Here is a 19438-nt window from a genome sequence, read left to right on the forward strand (position 1 = left end):
TCTCACTCCGTCCGGATGCGGGGATCGACGAGGCCGTAGGCGATGTCGACCAGAAGGTTGATGCCGATGATCATCAGCGACAGCACGGTGATGACCGCCTGCAGCACCGGATAGTCTCGGGCGCCGACGGCGTCGAAGGCGAGCGTGCCGAGGCCCGGCCAGTTGAAGACGCGCTCGACGACGACGATGCCGCCGAGCAGGCCGCCGAACTGCAGGCCGAAATAGGTGATCAGCGGTATGGCGCAGTTTCTCAGCGCATGCTTGTAGAGCACCGCGTTTTCGCTGAGACCCTTGGCGCGGGCGACCATGATATATTGCGAGCGCAGCGTCTCCAGCATGGTGGTGCGCACCAGGCGGACATTGGTCGCCGTCAGGATGATGCCCATGGTGACGGCCGGCAGGATGAAGCTTTCAAATCCGTCCATGCCGCTCGGCGGCAGCAGTGGCAAAGCGATCGCGAAGAGCAGCACCAGCATGGTGGCCAGCCAGAAATTCGGGAATGACAGGCCGACGAGCGACAGGATGCGGATCATCTGGTCGGCCCACTTGCCGCGCGCGGTGGCGGCCTTGATGCCGAGCGGGATGGAAATCACGATCGAGACGATCAGCGAGGTGAAGGCGAGCGCCAGCGTCGCGGGCAGCGCCTTGCCGATCAGCAGCGAAACCGGCGTGCCCCCCAGAAAGCTGTTGCCGAAATCGAGCGTGAAGATGCCCTTCAGGAAATTCAGGTATTGAACGAGGAACGGCTCGTTGAGCCCGAGCCCCTCGCGGATGCGCACGAGATCGGCCTCGGTGACGCTGCCGGCGCCCTGCGTCAGCATCAGCGCCGGATCACCGGTGAGGCGGATCGCGAAAGCGACCGTCAGCGTCACGGCGATCACGACGAAAACCGCCTGCAGAAGGCGTTTTACCAGGAATACGGCCAATCTCTCGTTCCTCGTTTTCTTGTCGGAGCCGCCGCCTCCACTCGAAGGCGGCGGCTCCGCGAAGTCTTAATCGACGGTGACGTCGGTGAACTTCAGACGGCTGTCCGGCACGGGCGTAAAATTCTTCACGCGCTTGTTGATGCCGAAGATGGCGTTGAGGTTGTAGAGCGGCATTTCCAGCGCCCGGTCAGCGGCGTAGTGGGCGACTTCCTGCAGAACCTTCTCGCGCTCGGCGACATTGGTGATGGTACGCTGCTTGGCGAGCAGTTCGTCCATCTTCGGGTCGCTGTCGTAGGGATTCCACTTTTCCTTGGTCTTGTACATCGCGACCGCGGTGTTGTCGTAGTCGAGCGTCCAGCCGCCCCAGGACTGCTGGAACATCGCGCCCGTCTTGCCATTCGGGATGATGTCGTTCAGCAGAACGTTGGTCTCATAGGGCTTGATCGTCGCGGTGATGCCGATCGTCTGCAGATAGGCGGAAATCGCCTGGGCAACTTCGATGAAGGTTGCCTCGTTGCCGCGAAGGTCGATCTGCAGGGCCGTGCCCGGAGCGACGCCGGCTTCCTTCAGCAGAGCCTGCGCCTTGGCCGGATCGTAGGGAAGCGGCTTCATGGCCTTGTCGAAGCCGAAGGACAGCGGCCCCTGGAAGCTTGCGATCGGCTGTGCCTGACCGCCAAGGATCGACTTGATGATCGCGTCGCGGTCGACGCCCATGATCAGCGCCTGGCGGACCTTCGGATCCTTGGTGATGCCGTCGCGCGTGTTGAAGCGCAGCGCATAGACCGTCGGGCCCGGCGAGGTGACCACGGCGAGCTTGGCGTTGCCCTGGATGGTCGGGATCATGCCGATCGGAATGGTCGGCGGGATAACCAGATCGACGCGGCCGGCCTGGAGTTCGGCAACCGCTGTCGCCGGCTCGGAGATGAACTTGTATTCCAGATCCGAAATTTTTGGAGCGCCGCCGAAGTAGTCCGGGTTAGCGGCGAGGACGATGTTCACCTTCGGCTCGTAGGAGACGAACTTGAAGGCGCCGGTACCGACCGGATGGGCGTTGAAATAGGCGTCGCCCTTTTCGGCGATGTATTTCGGCGGAACGATCATGCCGCCGTAACCGGCGAGCTTGGTGAGGATGACCGGATCGGCGACTTTCATCTTGAACTCGACGGTGTTGGCGTCGATGATCTCGACGCTGCCGATCGAATTGTAGTTGGACTGTTGCGGACCCTTGGCGCCTTCGGCTCCGAGCAGGCGGTCGAAGGTGAATTTGACGGCGTTGGCGTCGAAGGCCTCGCCATTGTGGAATTTCACGCCTTTACGCAGCTTGAAACGGATGCGCATGCCGTTGTCGAGCACTTCCCAGGAAGTCGCGAGACCCGGGACGAGCTTCAGGTCGGGGCCGCGATAGGTGAGGCCGTCAAAGATATTGGTCGAGACCGAGGCCCAGTTGACCAGGAATGTGTCGACCGGATCCCAGCTGCCCGGATCCTGTGGCGAGGACACCGTCAGCTTGCCGGCGGCGAGAGCCGAGACCGGCGCGAATGCCGTGCCCGCGAGCGCCATCGCCACGAATGCCGTCCGCAAACCCCTCTGCATTTTTATCATCGTTTTTGCTCCTGTTGAAAAACCGAATGTCAAATCGTCACGCGCTGCGCGCCACGTAATGTCCTGGCGCGATCTCCTCCCGGGCGAGAAGCACCGGCTCGTTGCCGACAGCCCGGACCGGGCTTGGAATGTCGCCCTCGATCATCGCCAGCGGCTTGCGCCGGCGCGGATCGGCGACCGGCACGGCCGAAAGAAGCCGGCGCGTATAGTCGTGAGACGGCGTTTCGAAGATCTGGCGGCGATTGCCGAATTCCATGATTTGCCCAAGATAGAGCACCGCCACCCGGTGGCTCATCTTCTCGACCACGGCCATGTCGTGGCTGATGAAGAGGTAGGCGAGGCCACGCTCTTCCTGCAGATCCATGAACAGGTTGATGATCTGCGCCTGGATCGAGACGTCGAGTGCGGAAAGTGCCTCGTCGGCGATGATCAGCTTCGGTTTCGAGGCGAGCGCGCGAGCGATACAGACGCGCTGGCGCTGGCCGCCGGAGAACTCGTGCGGATAACGGCGCGCATGCGCGGAGGTGAGGCCGACCCGTTCGAGCAGGGCATCGACGGTTTTTGCGATCTCTTTCTCGCTGTCGAGTAGGCCGTGGGTGCGGATCGGTTCGGCGATCGAGAAGCCCACCGTCTTGCGCGGATCGAGCGAGGCGAACGGATCCTGGAAGATATATTGCACGTCCCGGCGCAGGTTGTGCCGCTCGGCCATGCTCATCGCCGACAGCGGCTTGCCAGAGAAGGTGATATTGCCGGCCGTTGCCTTTTGAAGCTGCTGGATGGTGCGGCCGATCGTGGACTTGCCCGATCCGGATTCGCCGACCAGCGCCAGTGTCTCGCCAGGATGAATGTCGAAAGAGACCTTCTCCACGGCATGGACGCGGTGGGTGACTTTGCCGAGCAGGCCCTTCTTGATGTCGAAACGCACCACGAGATCGCGCACCGACAGCATCGGATCGGCATCGTAACGCGCGGTATTCTGGATGCGCTCGACACCCGAGAGCTTCGGCTCTCCGTCTTCGAGCACGGTCAGCGGCAGGCGCTTGGGAAACTCTTCGCCGGTCATGCTTCCGAGCTTCGGCACTGCTGCGAGCAGCGTGCGCGTATAGGCGTTGGTCGGCCGTTCGAAAATATCGAGAGCCTTGCCCTTTTCCACCGCCTTGCCCTTCCACATCACCACCACGTCGTCGGCCATCTCGGCGACAACACCCATGTCATGGGTGATGAAGATGACGGCGGCACCGAGTTCCTTCTGCAGGTCGCGCAGGATATTGAGGATCTGCGCCTGGATAGTGACGTCGAGCGCCGTTGTCGGCTCGTCGGCGATCAACAGCCGCGGCCGGCAGGCGAGCGCCATGGCGATCATCACCCGCTGGCGCATGCCGCCGGATAGCTGGTGCGGATAACGGGTCAGGAGTTCCGCGGCATCCGGCAGGCGGACCATGTCGAGCAGCCGCTTCGCCTCGGCGAGCGCCGCGCTGTTCGACTTGCCCTCATGCAGTTTCAAAATCTCGGCTACCTGGTCGCCGATCGTGAAGACCGGGTTCAGCGAGGTCATCGGCTCCTGGAAGATCATCGAGATCTCCTTGCCGCGAATGCCGCGCATCCTTTTCTGGTCGAGCTTCAGCAGATCGATCTCGCCGCCTGCGGTCTGGAACAGGATGCGTCCGGTCGGATAGTTGGCGCCGAGCATGTCGGCAAGCCGCATGATCGATAGCGACGTCACCGACTTGCCCGAACCGGACTCGCCGACGATCGCGACCGTCTGGCCGGCCGAGACGGAGAAGCTCAGGTTCTCGATGACGCGGGAGGCGCCGAACTCGACCGACAGGTCGTCCACGGCCAGAAGAGGGGTGGAGGCGGTTGGCGTCACGCGGGGAGCTCCTTACCGATTGCGGCGGCGCAGGGCGCCTGATTGAAGGCATCGGCAGCGGAATTCACGAGATGCTCTTGGCGTCTAGCGTGGCGGCTGCTGGCAGCCACCCCCATCGGTACCCGCTTGCTTTCCCGTCTATGGCGGCTCCGAATTTCTTTCGGTCTTTCCGTCAACTGCCTCATCCCTGCCTTGATAAGAATATGTCATCACTTTGTCGACAATTTGTCAACGGCGCAACGAGCTGATATTCCCGGCGGTCTGATGGCGAAGGTTCAGATGGTCTCTACCCGGGCAGTTTCATTTGTTTCCGCCCCGTTTAAGGTCCCCGCTAGCGGAAATGCAGGACAACCGGCGTGTCGTCGAACGTTTCCACCCGCATCTCGAAACCGAAGATGGCTTGCAGGGTGTTGGGCGTCAGCAGGTCGGAAGGCGTGCCGTCGGCGACAATCCGGCCGGATTTCATTGCGACGATTCGGTCGGCGTGGGCACCCGCCTGGTTGATGTCGTGCAGCACGATGACGATGGTCTTTCCGTTTTCATCGGCGATCCTGCGCAGCGAACGCATCAGCTCCCGGGCGAAATACATGTCGAGATTGTTGAGCGGTTCGTCGAGCAGCAGGTAGTCCGTCCCCTGGGCAAAGGCCATCGCCACCAGGGCCCGCTGCCGCTGGCCGCCGGAAAGGGTTTCGATGAAGCGGTCGGAAAGATCCGTCAGGTCGAACTGCTGCAGCGACTGGTCGATGATCGCGTAGTCAGCGGGCGTCAGGCGCCCGCGTCCATGCGGGAAACGGCCGAAGCCCACGAGTTCGCGCACGCGCAGCCGGCTGGTGACGATCGAATCCTGCCGCAGTATGGCGAGAATCCGGGCGAGATCGCGGTTCGGTGTCGTGTCTACGGGGAAACCGTCGACACTGATCCTCCCGGCCTGCAACGGCTGCAGCCTGGCGATGAGCGACAGGAGCGAGGACTTGCCTGCGCCGTTCGGGCCGACCAGAGCGGTGATGCCGCCCTTCGGGATCGTCAGCGAAATGTCCTGGAGGACCTGCGTCTGGCCGTGCCGCAGCGAGACGTTTTCTATCCGGATCATTTGCGGCTCCCGAAAACGAGCAGAACAAGAAAGGCGAAGCCGCCGACGAATTCGATGACGACGCCGAGTGTCGAACTGCTGCCCAGCACATGCTGAAACAGCGTCTGTCCGCCGACGAGGATGATGACGGCCGTCAACATGGCGGCCGGCATCAGAGCCGCGTGGTTCCGCGTATCGACGATGCGTTCGGCAAGCGCCACGACCAGGAGGCCGAAAAATGCGACAGGCCCCACCAGTGCCGTCGAAACGGCGACAAGTGCCGAGACGAGCAGCAGCAGCCCGGTGACGGTGCGCGACCAGCTGATCCCGAGCCCGGTCGCCGTATCGGCGCCGAGTGCCATGACATCGAGCACATGCCGGGCCCTCCAGGCGATCACCATGCCGGCGATTGTGAGGATGGCGGCAAAGGCGAGAAGGTCGGTGCGGACGTCGTTGAAGTTGGCGAAACTCGCGCCCTGGACGACGGCGAAGTCATTGGGATCGATCAGGCGCGCCAGCAGGGAATGCAGGCTGCGGAACAGGATGCCGAAGATGATGCCGGCGAGCAGCATCAGACCCATGTCGGTGCGGCGGCGGAGCATCGGCAGGAGGAGGCCCGTTGCCAGTGCCATCAGGACGATAATCTCGCCGCCGAACTTGAGCTGCGCGTCGAGCGCCGCATAACCGAGCCCGCCGAGCAGGAAGACGAGCAGCATCTGGCCGAACAGGTAAAGCGCGTCGAGACCCATGATCGACGGCGTCAGGATACGGTTGTTGGTGACGGTCTGGAAGATCACCGTCGAGACGGCGATCGACACGCTCACCTGCAGAAGGGCGGCAAGCTTCATGGCGCGCAGGGTGAGCACGAAGCCGATATTGCCGCGCAGCCCGATCGTCATGAACGCGACGATGCAGAGGAGGGCTGCCCCGGCAAGGCAGAAAAGCCGGTGATCGGACATGTGCCGGCGCTCAGACATGGGAAGGTCGCCGGAACAGAAGCCAGAGGAAGATCAGCCCGCCGACGCAACCCATCACCGTTCCGACCGGAATTTCGTAAGGATAGCGGATCAACCGTCCAACGATGTCGCAGCCGAGCACCAGGGTCGCGCCGCTGGCGGCCACGAAAGGCAGCGTGCCGCGCATATTGTCGCCCATCAGCCGGGAGACGATGTTCGGCACCACGAGGCCGACGAAGGGGATCGTGCCGACGACCACGACGCTCAAGGCCGAGATGACGGAAACGATGATCAGCCCGAGCTGCAGCATGCGCGCATAGTCAAGGCCGAGCCCGATGCTGGCATCGCGGCCGAGTGCCATGATCGTCAGGCGGTCGGCGACGATCCAGGCGATCACTACCATCTGTGCCCCGAGCCATAGGAGTTCATAACGGCCGCGCAGGACGCCGGAAAAGTCGCCATTGGTCCAGACCGAGAGATATTGCAGAAGGTCGGCCCGCCAGGCGACAAAGGTGACTGCCGCGCCGATGACGCCGCCATAGACGAGCCCGAAGAGCGGCACGAGGAAGGGCTGCGTCGGCGGAAGCCGGTGCGCCGTCATCAGGAACAGCGAGGTCCCGAGAAGGGCGGCGGCACTCGCCGCCAGGCTTTTGAACAGAAGGCTGGCGGAGGGAAGAAGCAGGGTGACGAGCAGGATCCCAAGTTCGGCGCTCTGCGCGGTTCCGGCGGTGGAGGGCTCCACATAGCGGTTGCGGGCAAGCGTCTGCATGATGAGCCCGGCGATAGCCAGGCCGGCGCCGGCGAGGATCGCCGCGAGTGTCCGGGGCAAGCGGCTGACGAGCAGGAGTTCCAGCGCCCGCCCGTCCGAGAACAGCCGGCTGATCGGCATGTCGCCAACCCCGACGCAAAGGCTGAAAACAAAAAGGACCGCAAGCATCAACCCGGCGATCCACCCCGTTTTCGACGATTGCTTGGCGGCGGCAATGCTCATCTCGCGGCGGTGAACGCCTCAGCGACAGTCGCGACAACCCGCTGTATCGACTGCACTCCGCCGGCGGCGATGTAGAATTCCGCGGCCGGCAGATAGATCACCTGGTTCTTCTTCCAGGCTGTCGTCTTGGCGACCAATTCGTTGTCGAGTGTCGTCTTGGCGCCCTGTTCGCCGGAACCGATCGCGGCGGCGCGGTCGAGCACCAGAAGCCAGTCGGGATTTGCCTTGGCGATGAACTCGAAGGAGATCGCTTCACCGTGATTGGCGGCTTCGATGCCGGGCACGGCGGCCGGCAGGTTCAGTGCGGCATGCACCCAGCCGAAGCGCGAGCCGGGACCATAGGCGGTGACTTTCGGCCCGTTGGTCATGATGATCAGGCCGTTACCCTTGCCGGCAATCGCTGCCTTGGCGGCTTCTATCCGGGCATCCAGTTCCTTCACGGCGGAAGCGGCCTCGGCCGTATTTCCGAAGAGCGCGCCATAGGCAGCCAACCGTTCCTTGGCCTGGGCAACGAGGTCGTCGCCATCCATGGTCATGTCGATGGTCTGCGCAACCTGCGCGGTCGCCGAAGCCTTTGTCGAGGAGCGGCCGCCGACGATGATCAGGTCCGGACCGAGCGCGCTGAGGGCCTCGAGATCGGGCTCGAAGAGATCGCCGACGACTTCCGCGCCCTGTTTCAGACGCTCCAGTTGCGGGAGGTATAGTTTCTGCGGAACGCCGGCCGGCTTGATGCCGAGGCGATCGAGCGTATCGAGCGCCGCGATATCCAGGACCGCGATCTTGGCGGGTGAGGCGGCAACCTGCACCAGACCCTTGGCAGTCAGGATATCCACCGCGTGCGCGGGAAGGGTTGAAAAAGCAAAAGCGGCAAAAGCCGCGATCGTCCTCAAGTTCATTCTCTCACCATGTCTTGACCGTGGGCCGAATGCTCGATCCGGCCTCAGGCGGCCCGATCCGGTCTTTGCCATTGCAGGGCTTCCAGATTTTCACGGAAAGCGAAGCGCACCAGATGCCTCTCGATTACCGATTCCGTTTCCGTTAGCTGTTCCTCCTCGGCTGCGGTCGCGAGGATCCTGAGGCCACCGTCATCCGCATCGAGAATGGCGGTGCCGCAGGCAAAGCGGCACTCCCCATGGGTCTCGGAATAGGAGACGTCGATCTTGTGAGCGAAATGCTTGCACAACTGAACAAGGTATTTTCCGCCGTGCTCGGTGCGCCATTCGGTAGTCGCCTGTAGCAAAGCCCTCTCCTTAAGATGACTAACGTTATCCACTTATCTCACCGGTATTGCCGCGGCAACCGGGAACGCGGTTGCCGCACGGTCATGTGAACGCATGATCATGTTCTTCAGAACGTCGCCTTGGCGGTCAGAAGGAAGCTGCGGCCCGGTTCGTAAAGGGGTCTGACGGTTCCAAATTCCTGACCGTAAGTGGCGCGGTCCGCATAGGTCTCGTCGAAGACGTTCTGCACCTCGGCGCGGAAGGTGAAGTTTGGCAGAGCCTCGGGCTTCCATTCGGCGAAGGCGTTGACCACCTCATAGGCCTTGTAGGCCGGGGCATTGCCGGCGACATGGTCATATTTAGGGGCGATCTCGATATCGCCGCCGATCGTCAGGCCCCAGTCGACGAATGTATGGGCGGCCGTGATGGTGATGATGTCGCCAACCGGCGTGGCGAGATAGTTGCCGGTATCAGAGTCGGCGGGAACGCCATCGATATCCACTCGAATATGAGCGTATTTGACCTTCACATAGCCATTCGCCCACTCATAACCTGCGCCGAGTTCGAAGCCTTGTGATACCATGTCCCGTTCAATGATACCGCCTGTCGTGGGCGGGTTGTAGCGCACCGCACGCGCATTGTAGATGTCGGTCCGGAAAAGGCTTGCCTCTGCAGTGAAGCCTTCATATTCCGCCTCGAGCCCAACCATGTAGTTATTGGCGGAGACCGGTTCCGGCCCATCGGGACCGTAGGTCCAGGCCGGGTTCATGACGAAGTTTTCTGCCATCGGTATGCCGGCCCAGACATGCGAGAAGCCGGCCTTGGCGGTCAGTACGTCCGTCAGGTCGTATTCACCGGAGATATTGGCGCTCAGGCCGCCGTTGTCGTAATCCTGCCCACCGACACCGGTGAACCACTGATGGTCCGCTCGTCCGCCGAACGAAAGGCGGGTGCGGTCCCAGGGCTCCAGCCGTGCCTGTGCATAGAAGCCAACATTCCGCGCTTTTTCCTTCGACGAATCGACGTCGGCATCGAGATCCGCAATGTCGGAATAGAAGTCGACGCCTGCGACGATATTGCCGATATCGAAGGAGAATTTGTTCTCGAACTTCCCGTTGAAGCTGGTCGTGTTGCCGGTGGCGTCATAAAGATACCCCGGAGAGCCATAGACCGGCACCGTGACTTCCGAGCCGCTATAGGCAAGCACCACTCTCGGATCCCACCAACCTTCGGGCGAAGTATCCGTATAAGTGAAGACAAGGTTCTGGCGGTCGATCTCATAATTGCGTGTCAGCGGTTCCCATGGCGGCCGGACGATATGGCCTGCATTGGCGCGGTAGGGACGCAGCCCATCGTCACGGCTGCGATCGTAGCTGATCTCGAAGCGGTCGCCGCCCTCCGCTTCATAGGCGAGTTTGCCAAGGCCCGAAATCAGATCGGTTTCCGTGCCGGATACTTCTCTGCCATTGCCGCCGACGAAGTCGTCGCCTTTGGCAAAATTGAAATAGCCGAGGAATTCGAAACCCTCGCGCTTGCCGTAAGCGGAAAGTCCGGTTGTCACCGTATCGCTGTTGAAATTGTAGGTCGATGTGACGAAGCCGCCGAAGGATTTGCCCGGCGCCAGAAGGTCGATCGCATCCTTGGTCTCGTAGTTGATCGAGCCGGCGAGCGCGCCGGGACCGGCGTCGGCGGGCGCGATGCCGGCGTCCACGTCCACTGCCTTCAGCAGGCTCGGATCGATCAGGTTGGTCGCGTTGTGATGGAAGACCTTGTTGTTCTGGCGTGCGCCGTCGATGCTGATGGCGAGATTGGTTTCCTCGACCCCATGGACATAGACCTTCTGCGACATGGGAAGCGAGCTGCCCACCTGTATGCCGGCCTGTTCCCGGAACACGTCCGCGAGGTCGGTCGGGTTGATGCGCTCGAGCTGCTCGGGTCCGATGACCGTTTCGCCGACATCGCCTTCGGCACCCGGCTGACCCTGCAGGACGATCGGCCTCAGCGTCGTGGCCCCTTCGGCTGGCACATCGCCGGACGCATTTGCGGGAGTGCCGATGACAGCCGTGCCGTTGGCGATCCTGTAGTTCACGCCCGTCCCTGCGAGCATGCGGGCGAGCGCCTGATCCGGCGTGAGATTGCCGCTGACGGCCTGCGCGGCGACGCCGCGGGAGGTCGAGGCAGCCAGCGTCACCTGAAGGCCGGACTGGCGGCCGAAGGCATTGAGAGCCGAAGCAAGCGGCTGAGCCGGGATATTGAAGCTGCGCGTCGCCGTCTGGGCGAGGGCGGGGGACGCAAAGATCGCGCTTCCGCCAATCGCGGCTGCTGCGACCGTTGTCATCAAGCTTACTGCAAAAGCGTTCCGCTTGCCCTTTGCCCCCACGCTACGCACTACTCCACTCACCGGCAAAATCATCCGCCCCGTCTCCTGCTACACTGTGTTCGCCAAGGCCCCCCGGCCTGCGCTTCAGGGTAAAGACGACTGCGCCCGGCGCTTTTTTCACCGCATAGCAAAAATTTTCAGGAAATTTTAACGGCCTAGAAAAGCGCAAGCACCCTGAGATAGGGCGAGATGTGGTGCACCCTGCCGCCATAAGGCTGGACCAGCGCCTCGAGCGCCCGATCGGGATCGGAGAGATCGTAGAGGCCGGTGACGCGCCGATTGGCGAGATCGCCGCTCGGGATGCTGATCCACGCGGAATGATAGCGCTGCAGTTCCTCGACCACCGAGGCAACCGTTACGTCGTTGACGAACAGCCGCCCGTTCCGCCAGCCCGCCATGTCTTCCGGCGCCAGTCTTGCCCGCGACAACTGGCCATCGGCGCGACTGACGGTCACGGAATCGCCGGGGGAAAGCTCAAAGGTGCGCGCCGCGCCGTCGACCGCGAGGCCGACCACCCCGCGAACCAGTTCCACCGTCGTATCTTCGGGCTTGATATGGACGTCGAACGCCGTGCCGAGCACGGTGACCTTCACGCCGGCTGCGGTGACGGTAAAGGGCCGCGCCGGATCGTGTTTGACGTCGAAGAAGGCTTCGCCGGAAAGCAGCGTCACATGCCGTGCGCCGTTGGCGAAATCCGCATCGATCGCGCTTTCGGCGCCGAGTTCGACCGCGCTGCCGTCCTCGAGCGTGATCTTGCGCAGCTCCGCCGTTGCCGTCCTGAAATCTGCCCGGTAGCGAATGAAGAGGGAAGGGCCGGCCAACGCCAGCACAAGACAGGCCGCCAGCGCCAGTGCCGTGCCGACACTCCAGACGCGCCGTCGGTGGCGAGCGGCAAGCATTTTCGCTTGGCCGGCCGGCCTCCAAAGGTCTTCGTGGATGGGCGTCGTCTCGCCCATCAGCTCCCAGGTCTTGCAGGCTTTCGTCCAGGCATCACGATTTGCAGGCGACCGGGTGAACCAGAGGCTGAAATCGCGCTCGTCGGCGGGTGTACGATGTGGTTCGCGCAGGCGCAGGAACCAGTCCATCGCCTCCTCCAGAATGCTCTCGTCCGTTTTGTCGTGCCCTGCCAAGTCTCAACCTGCTTCGGATGTCTTGCGATCTCTATCCGAAATTCCCCTTCTTGCGTAGGAACGATTGGCTGGTCCGGATTTTTCGCATGTGTAGAAATATTCAGGCGTTTTTTATATCGAGCGCGGTGGCGATCTTGACCATGGCGGTTCGCACGTGGCGATGGGCGGTGGCGACGGAGATGCCCAGGTGGTCGGCTACGCCTTCGAGCGTATGGCCACCGAACCGGTACATTTCCACAGCAATCCGGATCTCGCTTGGAAGGGCGTCGAGTGCCGCCGCCGCAACGCGCACCTCATCGCCGAACATCACCGTCTGTTCCGGATTGTCGGCGGCTTGTGGAATGGTCCAAAAGGGCGGGTCTTCGGCGTGGCCACGATACTCGATCTTGCGGCGCTTCAGGACGTCGAAGGAGAGATTGCGGACGATGCGATAGAGATAGGCCAGCCCCTGGCGCGCCGATTCGCCGGGCGTCTTCCCCGGCGCGAAACGCAGATAGGCTTCCTGCACGATATCCTCGGCCGCCTCCCGGGAGCCCAGGATCCGAGCGGCATAGTCGACCAGCGCCGAGCGGTGGGCGAGATAGAGGCTGTGACGACTTTCAGCTTCCAAGGTCATGGGGTCAGAGTATCTGAGCTCGTCTAATATGCTGACCCAGCGCTCGCCACGATATGCAACGGATGGGTCGATGATATGAATGACATGGTTGGACTACCTATCATGCGACGCATATCTACCATCAAAAACTTGAATGCAATAGTCATATTATGATGACGGGGGCAAAGGCGCGGATTGCCTTTGCCCCCGTCATCAGTCCCGCACCCTTCGCGACACTTTGGGAAGGAAGCGAAGCGGCGAGATATATGCATGTTTCAGCCCTATCCGGCGGCTCTTCTAAGCGTCGGGGCGGTGAGCGGTACATTTTGGTCGCACCAATCGGAAAAGACCTCGCCAAGCCTGTCCTTCAGTTTGCGTTCCAGCCGGTCGGCTTCGTCAAGGCGCTCGAAGACTGCACCGGCCTGGTCCCTGTCGCCGGTCTGGCCGAGCTTCATGCAGGCGTAGTGCAGGTTCTTCAGCGATTGGACGAGCGCTTCGATCTCCTCGCACCAGTTCTCGAATTCGGCAGAAGGCAGTTTCAGGGCGCGCCAGAAGAAAGCGAAACCGTGCTCGTAGGCATATTTGCGGATGGTGATCACCGGCAGTTCGCGAACCGCCGATGCCAGGTTCGCCAGCTGCAGCCCATCGTGGCCCTCGATATGGGCTGTGACGATGTCGCGTACGGCATCGGACAGCGGATTGCGGTCAGCGACGAAGCAGGCCTCGAAATAGTCCCTGATATCTTCCGGCGCCGGATTGTGTACCTGTGCGTTGTCGAAGACATAACCGCCGCCGACCGTCGGCTGCATGATCGCGTGGATCACCTTCTCCCGCTCGATCTCGCCTTCCCAACGATAATCGGGATCATGCACGAACCATTTGTCCGGGTCGGTGGTCTTCTGCAGCATCAGGTAATGCGGGAAGGGGTTCTGGTTGAATTTGTTCTCGCGTTCGGGAAGATGGAACATGTCGAGCATGACCATGACCGAGCCGGTCTCCGGGCGGCTGTCGACGAGGTCTAAAAGCGTGGCGAGGTTGTCGCTCTTCGATTTTGCCGGGTCGTACCACTCCCGGACCTGGACCTGATAGAGCCGCTGGAACCAGTCGCGGAAGAAGTCCTGGGTGATCTCCGGCGAATGGTAGAGGAGCTGGAACCTTTCGCTGACGGTGAACCGCGCATCCCAGACCCCGAAATAGAAGGGCCGCTGGTCGAGCCCCTGCCGTTTCAGACCGTCGCAGACGCAGCTGACGAAGCAATGCACCTTGATGTCGTAATAGGCCTCGCCATGGACGCCCTCGTCTGCCGTCCCGCCTGTCATCGGGAATGACGGAATGATGGCCTTCGGCACATAGAGCGCCACGAGATCCGCAACCGTGTCGAGTTCCTGCCGCGCGATCGCTTCTTCCGGCATGGCGAGGCCGTATTCGAGCTCGAGATTGAGGAAGATCTGCAGGATCAGAACGGAATCGAGATAAAGATCCTCGTTGAGACGGGCTTCCGGTGCGAAGCCACGCATATGCGGTTGGGCCATGTGCTCGGAAAGCACGGCCTGGACGGCTTCGAGGATATCTTCGCGGGTCATGAGGCAACTCCTGCTTCGGGGCCGGCGAACTCGCCGGCCGCATGACGGGCGGCGACCTCGCGGCGGCTGATCTTCCCATTCGCCTGGCGGGGAACTTCTGCGACCTGGATCATTTCCATCGGCAATTGGTGGCTGGCGAGATGGCGGCTGCACCATTCGCGGATATCCTGCGGTGCCACCGGCTGGTTGGCGCTGTAGAGCAAGGCCACGCGTTCGCCGGCAAAACGGTCGCTCCTGCGGAAGGCGACGGCGTCGGTAACGCCAAGCATCGCCATCACCGCGTCCTCCACGTCACCGGGATAGACGTTGAGCCCCGACACGTTGATCATGTCGTCCATGCGCGACACGAAGACCAGCATGCCGTCCGCGCGTCGGTAGCCGAGGTCGCGGGTGTGGATTGCCGTGCCGCCATCGCTCCGGACGACGATCTCGCCGGTATCGTCAGAGCCCGTTCCGGTCCCGGCCGTCAGATGCGGCAGGACGAAACCCATGTCGCCTGCGGCCCGCATGTCAGGGTTGATGGCGATGCAGCCGGATTCCGAGCAGCCATATTGCTGGAAGAGATGCTCGCTTCTTGCGCGGATCTGCACGAACCACGGATCGGGCAGCAGCGTGCCGGAGGTCATCGCCGCATGAAGCTTTTCCCCCTCGGGCAGAAGCCGCGAGAGCGTGTGGAGGATCGCCGGGGAGGAATAGAGGAGCGGCCGCTCGGTTTCGCGCAGCACTTTCAGGAGATATTTCGGATTGGCGGTCTCGACGATGACGGGGACCTGGCCGCGCTTGAGAGCAACGAGAATCCCGCAGATCAGCCCGTAGGAATGGGTGGTCGGGCAGGCGATGACCGGCGTCATGCCTTCGGGTTCGCGGAAGGTTACGACATAGCTTTCGACCTCCCGGTCGATTTCGGGCCAGGGCCGGGCGATGCATTTTGCTGCCCCGGTCGTTCCCGAACTCATGTGCAGCAGCCGGCCCGGCTTTGGCGCCTCTTGCTCCGCGTCGAGCACTTCGGCCGTCAGGCTGTTGTAGAAAAGCCGGTCGCAGTTGGCCGTGATCGCCAGTTTTCGGGCAGCGGCATAGGGCGTGCCGGGATGGATCGGCAGCACGCTGGCGCCCGCCTTGCGGATGGCGAAGAACAGGGACAGCCATTGGGTCGTCTCGCTGAAGCAGACCGCGTAGCGTCCGCTGTCGTTTTCAGCAAGGCCGATCTGCGCGGCGATGCGTCGCGATGTTTCGTCGAAATAGGCGTGATCGTAGAACCGTCCATCGATCTGGATCATGGCTTTCTCCTTCGTTCAGGCGTCCTGGCAGCCAAGGCATTCGGCACCTCGTGGTGATATTCCGGCTTCAGCGCAAGGAGCTTTCGGGTGATCAGGGATTCGGTGAGGATGAGCGCGCGGTCGTGCCCCAGAAGCGATTGCCGGTGCTGCATGTCCTGCTCCTGCGCATAGCTGGCGAGCAGGCTTTCGACCCGCTGCCAGAAGCGGAATTCCGGAAGTCCGTAACAGACGTCGAAAAGATGCGAGATCTCCGCCAGGTTGAACACGAACAGCGTGTCCATCACGAGTTCCCGCAGGGAATCGAGATTGTCCGTCCAGTAATACTGATCCGGTTCCGCATGGCGGTAGAGCGGGTTCAGCACAGCGAAATCCGGAACTCTCTTCGGCTCGCGCAGGAAATCGTGTGCAAATTCCACGCTCTCGTGGAAATCGCGCAGGATAAGCCGCACGGGCCAGCCGTCCCGGTGGACGAGCAGCATATTCTGACCGTGGGCTTCAACGGCGATGCCGTGGGCGACAAGGAGGTGCCAGACAGGCAGGACGGCGACCTCCAGAAGCCGGTTCATCCAGGGCATGAGGCCGAAACGGTCGATCCACTTATCCGCAAAGGGCTTTCCGTCTGCTTCGACCATCATCAGGGCGTTGAAAGGGATGATTGCCTCGCCGGGCGACAGCGTCGCCTCGGCGTTCTCCCGCCAGATCGCACCCAGCTGGCCGGCCAATGGACCTCCGGCATCGGCGATGACCCCGGCATATTCCTGCAGGATGGTGAGGGGAAATTCCCGGCCAAACAACGGATCATCGCGGACGATGCCTGCGATCCAGGCCGACAGCACCGGCGCCGTGCAGACCGAATGCGGCTCCAGCGTCCTGCGCGACGAGGTGTTGATGATGTTGAGCGGCAGCTTGATGCTTGCTGCAAGCGGCCGGTCGACATTGAACAGGGACCGGATCGATTGGCTCGCCAGGTAACGATCTCCCGCAGGGCCGAGGTAATGCGCCTCTCCTGCGGCGATCCACCCCGTGCGCATGGTGTCGCCAAGGTCTTTCCATTGCCACGGGTGCAGCGGCACCAGCCCGAAATCTCGGGCCGGCAAGCCGAGCTGTTTCCGCCTCGCCTCCAACGCTGTCCACGTCTCGTCGCCGAGTTCGGTGCGCCAGAAGGCGTCTCTGCTGCCCGGAAGCGCCTGAGCGAGATGTTTTTGCGCGACGAGCAGCCAGACGAGCTGGAATGGCTGCCCGGCTTCCGGTCCGTAGGCGGCATGATCGGCAAACGAAAATCCGGTTCGGGCTCTGTAACAGGGATGGTACGGATGCCCTTCATCGACGGCACCTTCCAGTTCGACAAAGGAGAGGGCACGGCGGTTCTTCGGGGGCAGATTCTGATGGTTCCATTCGGAAAAGGCGATCGTCTGCTCCAGCTCGCCGAGCAGCTTGCCGCGTGTGATCCCGGTGCCGGGCAATGACGGGATGATCGCGCCAAGCGAGGCGCCGTCCCAATAGCCATCCGGGCCCCGCATCTCCACCGAGCCCTTCGCGATCCGGGCGCGTCCGAACGGGCCGATCGTGCCGCGGCACCGGAATTCCCGGCCGCCGAGCATCCACTGGAATTGCGTCGCACCGTCACAGGCGCTTTCGCGCACCTCTATGACGCCCTCGAACAGCAATGCTGCCACGAGCTGGCGGATGACGCGGTCGCGCGGTTCTCCCCCGGCTTCAAGAGGCAATGGCATGGCCGGTCCTCGGTGCTGCAAGCGCGATCGGAACTCCCAGCGGGTTCGGGATGGGCCGATACAGGGAATGCCCTCCGCTCGACTGCAGTTCGTCGACATCGAAAAGGCGGGTCGTGAGATTGGCCTTCGACGTGATCGTCGGCAGATCGAGAACGTGCCTTGCAAAATCCCGGCCGGCGCCGGACATCGTTTCGGCGCAGTGTTCCAGATGCGCCCGCAGGGCAAATAGAAGAACACCCTCGTCGCAAACTCCGTCATGGCCCATGCGGCTGATGACGGAAAAGACCTGGTTGACGATCAGGTAATAGGCGAACCGGTCACGGATTTCGGTATCCGCGAAATAGAGCGAGGCGATCGTTTCCGTTTCCGGCGCATGCCCGGCAAGCAGGCTGCGATAGCGTTCCGAAAGATAAAAGCCCTGGTTGTCGCGATAGTAACTTGCGGCCGGATAACCCATGCCGATATCGAGGAGGGTGTTCTGCTGGTGGGCTTCGAGCGCCACCCCGTAATCGTCGTAGAGCCGGATCAATGGCTCTACGGCACAGCCAAGATAACGCCGGAACCATGCAAGCGAAGTATTTGAAATACCGTCGCCGCCTCTTGCTGCGAGCTTGCGGATGGTCCGCTCCAGTCTCGACAGGTCGCCAGGAAGCGGGTCGGCGGTCAGGGCGGCGACCGTCACGACGCCCTGTGCCCTCGTGCCTTTGAATGGATTTTCGCGCAGGATGACTTCGAAACCGCTTTCCTCGTGACCCGGTATATGGAGGGTGATGTAGGCGGGGTCCTGGATGATGCGGAAATTTTTGGAACGCTCGGCAAAGCCGATGCCCTCTATCAGTTTTGCCATCGCTACCCCGGCTTCAAGCTCCGGCCGGCGATTGATGCGCACGGAATTGGTGATGCGCACGGGAAGCGAGAACTTCAGCATCCAATCGGAATGCGGGCTGTAGACGGTGCGCACCGATGACGTCGCGGTGAAGAGAGACCCCGCGGGACCGAGATGACGCAGGAGGCCGTCGCGCTGCATCGCCTGGACGCCCGGATCGAGAAGCAGCGCTTCGGCCTGCAGCGGATGCATGGGTATGAGGCACTCGTCCGGTTCGATGCCGAGATCGGCTCCGGACGCGCCAAGCTCGGAGCGGATGATTTCGTGCGCCTGCATCGTTCGCGCCGAAGCCTCGCGGACATGTTCTGTCCTGGCGGCAAAATACCGCAGCTGGAATTGTCCGCGCAGTTCCGGGGCGTATCGCTCCTGCTGCCAGAATGTCATGCCCTGCCGGCTTTTCGGCGTCGGATGCTGCCAGTGGCCGAAGACGAGCGATTGTTCCGCCTCGATGAAATGTCCTTCGTCCGACGGCGCGGGAGGGGCCTTTTCGAGGTAGAGCGTCATCTGCTGGTAGCTGTCGAGAACACGCACCAGCAGCTCCAGTTCAAAGCTGCGCAGGGCATCGGTCCGGTCGTCCTCCATTTGCCGGTAGGCTTCCTGGAGGAGGAGATGCAGCGCCGACATCGGCTCGACCGCCCGCCAGGACATGTCGGACGCGGCGCGCGTCCACAACCTGCCGAAATGCTGCGGTCCGCAGACGGACGCGGAGATGATCTCTGCGCGCAAGAGGATCTGCTGCCGCGGCAGTGGCCATTCGATGGCATCGACCGCCCCGCTCACGCTGCGGTGGACGATCCGGCTGCCGGAACTGACCTCCCGCAGATAGCAGTTCGCAAAACTCTGGAATGTCGCCGCTTCCGCGGTCTGTCTTGACGATTGCATATGTCTCCATCCCCATTGCGCAAGCCGACGGCCACGCAATGGCTTTCCAGTCAGCGTCAGGCGGCCGGAGCCGGCAGCCTGTGCCGGTTTTCAGCCAGGCCTCCGCCGACAGTGGTCTGGCTGCTTTCTCTGGATTGCCGGCTGCAGCGCCGGGGCAGGGGATTGTTTGAGGTTTGGCCCGGCAGGAAGAGCAGGAGCCGAGCGTCCCGCTTTGCCGCGATGCAACGGGCTCGTTTCGGCCTGCGGTGCCTGAAGCTGTGATCTCATGGCGGCGAACCCGTTCCTGTCATCCGTTTTTGCGTGCCTTGCTCTTGCTCTGCAGGCGCTCGGCAACAAGG

15 protein-coding genes are annotated in these 19438 nt (G+C 62.3%); all 15 read right to left on the reverse strand.

Going from position 1 to position 19438, the window contains the following annotated elements; genetic code table 11:
• Nucleotides 1-2: 2 nt before the first annotated feature.
• Entirely contained in the window at nt 3-926 is a 924-nt protein-coding gene (locus ACSQ3G_RS25410) for an ABC transporter permease (protein ID WP_436112198.1), read from the reverse strand.
• 66 nt (nt 927-992) lie between these two features.
• Nucleotides 993-2528, reverse strand: coding sequence for an ABC transporter substrate-binding protein (locus ACSQ3G_RS25415; protein WP_436112199.1), 1536 nt, complete (start codon nt 2526-2528; stop codon nt 993-995).
• Nucleotides 2529-2565: 37 nt separating this feature from the next.
• Nucleotides 2566-4398, reverse strand: a complete 1833-nt coding sequence (locus ACSQ3G_RS25420) for an ABC transporter ATP-binding protein (RefSeq protein ID WP_436112200.1) — start codon at nt 4396-4398, stop codon at nt 2566-2568.
• A 331-nt stretch (nt 4399-4729) separates the two neighbouring features.
• Entirely contained in the window at nt 4730-5488 is a 759-nt protein-coding gene (locus ACSQ3G_RS25425; RefSeq protein ID WP_436112201.1) for an iron ABC transporter ATP-binding protein, read from the reverse strand.
• Nucleotides 5485-6444, reverse strand: coding sequence for an iron chelate uptake ABC transporter family permease subunit (locus ACSQ3G_RS25430; protein ID WP_436112202.1), 960 nt, complete (start codon nt 6442-6444; stop codon nt 5485-5487). The genes ACSQ3G_RS25425 and ACSQ3G_RS25430 overlap by 4 nt, the downstream gene beginning before the upstream one ends.
• Nucleotides 6437-7414, reverse strand: coding sequence for an ABC transporter permease (locus tag ACSQ3G_RS25435; protein WP_436112203.1), 978 nt, complete (start codon nt 7412-7414; stop codon nt 6437-6439). Before ACSQ3G_RS25435 ends, ACSQ3G_RS25430 begins: the two co-directional genes overlap by 8 nt.
• Nucleotides 7411-8310, reverse strand: coding sequence for a siderophore ABC transporter substrate-binding protein (locus tag ACSQ3G_RS25440; protein ID WP_436112204.1), 900 nt, complete (start codon nt 8308-8310; stop codon nt 7411-7413). The genes ACSQ3G_RS25435 and ACSQ3G_RS25440 overlap by 4 nt, the downstream gene beginning before the upstream one ends.
• 44 nt (nt 8311-8354) lie before the next feature.
• Complete coding sequence (locus tag ACSQ3G_RS25445) at nt 8355-8654, reverse strand: DUF2218 domain-containing protein (RefSeq protein WP_436112205.1); 300 nt, start codon at nt 8652-8654, stop codon at nt 8355-8357.
• Nucleotides 8655-8761: 107 nt separating this feature from the next.
• A complete protein-coding gene (locus ACSQ3G_RS25450) occupies nt 8762-10972 on the reverse strand; it encodes a TonB-dependent receptor domain-containing protein (protein WP_436112206.1) in 2211 nt (736 codons plus the stop codon).
• Between the two features lie 197 nt (nt 10973-11169).
• The gene (locus ACSQ3G_RS25455) at nt 11170-12144 is read right to left on the reverse strand and encodes a FecR family protein (protein ID WP_436112207.1); all 975 of its coding nucleotides are present in this window, start codon (nt 12142-12144) and stop codon (nt 11170-11172) included.
• 100 nt (nt 12145-12244) lie between these two features.
• Nucleotides 12245-12760 carry a sigma-70 family RNA polymerase sigma factor gene (locus ACSQ3G_RS25460; RefSeq protein ID WP_436112208.1) on the reverse strand — a complete coding sequence of 172 codons (516 nt, stop codon included), beginning with the start codon at nt 12758-12760 and terminating at the stop codon, nt 12245-12247.
• A gap of 260 nt (nt 12761-13020) precedes the next feature.
• A complete protein-coding gene (locus ACSQ3G_RS25465; protein ID WP_436112209.1) occupies nt 13021-14322 on the reverse strand; it encodes a DUF6005 family protein in 1302 nt (433 codons plus the stop codon).
• On the reverse strand, nt 14319-15599 hold the full coding sequence (locus ACSQ3G_RS25470) for an AMP-binding protein (protein ID WP_436112210.1): 1281 nt from the start codon (nt 15597-15599) through the stop codon (nt 14319-14321). The genes ACSQ3G_RS25465 and ACSQ3G_RS25470 overlap by 4 nt, the downstream gene beginning before the upstream one ends.
• Nucleotides 15596-17332, reverse strand: coding sequence for an IucA/IucC family protein (locus ACSQ3G_RS25475; protein ID WP_436112211.1), 1737 nt, complete (start codon nt 17330-17332; stop codon nt 15596-15598). The genes ACSQ3G_RS25470 and ACSQ3G_RS25475 overlap by 4 nt, the downstream gene beginning before the upstream one ends.
• Nucleotides 17316-19100, reverse strand: a complete 1785-nt coding sequence (locus ACSQ3G_RS25480; protein ID WP_436112212.1) for an IucA/IucC family protein — start codon at nt 19098-19100, stop codon at nt 17316-17318. Before ACSQ3G_RS25480 ends, ACSQ3G_RS25475 begins: the two co-directional genes overlap by 17 nt.
• Nucleotides 19101-19438 lie beyond the last annotated feature (338 nt).

The organism is Neorhizobium tomejilense, from assembly GCF_964254135.1.
Lineage (GTDB): Bacteria > Pseudomonadota > Alphaproteobacteria > Rhizobiales > Rhizobiaceae > Neorhizobium > Neorhizobium tomejilense.

Excerpts from the sequence above, each read along its gene's own strand:
- ACSQ3G_RS25415 (WP_436112199.1), bottom strand. The coding sequence starts at position 2,528 with ATGATAAAAATGCAGAGGGGTTTGCGGACGGCATTCGTGGCGATGGCG.
- ACSQ3G_RS25450 (WP_436112206.1), bottom strand. The coding sequence starts at position 10,972 with ATGACAACGGTCGCAGCAGCCGCGATTGGCGGAAGCGCGATCTTTGCG.
- ACSQ3G_RS25435 (WP_436112203.1), bottom strand. The coding sequence starts at position 7,414 with ATGAGCATTGCCGCCGCCAAGCAATCGTCGAAAACGGGGTGGATCGCC.
- ACSQ3G_RS25480 (WP_436112212.1), bottom strand. The coding sequence starts at position 19,100 with ATGCAATCGTCAAGACAGACCGCGGAAGCGGCGACATTCCAGAGTTTT.
- ACSQ3G_RS25460 (WP_436112208.1), bottom strand. The coding sequence starts at position 12,760 with ATGACCTTGGAAGCTGAAAGTCGTCACAGCCTCTATCTCGCCCACCGC.
- ACSQ3G_RS25475 (WP_436112211.1), bottom strand. The coding sequence starts at position 17,332 with ATGCCATTGCCTCTTGAAGCCGGGGGAGAACCGCGCGACCGCGTCATC.
- ACSQ3G_RS25425 (WP_436112201.1), bottom strand. The coding sequence starts at position 5,488 with ATGATCCGGATAGAAAACGTCTCGCTGCGGCACGGCCAGACGCAGGTC.
- ACSQ3G_RS25465 (WP_436112209.1), bottom strand. The coding sequence starts at position 14,322 with ATGACCCGCGAAGATATCCTCGAAGCCGTCCAGGCCGTGCTTTCCGAG.
- ACSQ3G_RS25470 (WP_436112210.1), bottom strand. The coding sequence starts at position 15,599 with ATGATCCAGATCGATGGACGGTTCTACGATCACGCCTATTTCGACGAA.
- ACSQ3G_RS25430 (WP_436112202.1), bottom strand. The coding sequence starts at position 6,444 with ATGTCTGAGCGCCGGCACATGTCCGATCACCGGCTTTTCTGCCTTGCC.
- ACSQ3G_RS25440 (WP_436112204.1), bottom strand. The coding sequence starts at position 8,310 with ATGAACTTGAGGACGATCGCGGCTTTTGCCGCTTTTGCTTTTTCAACC.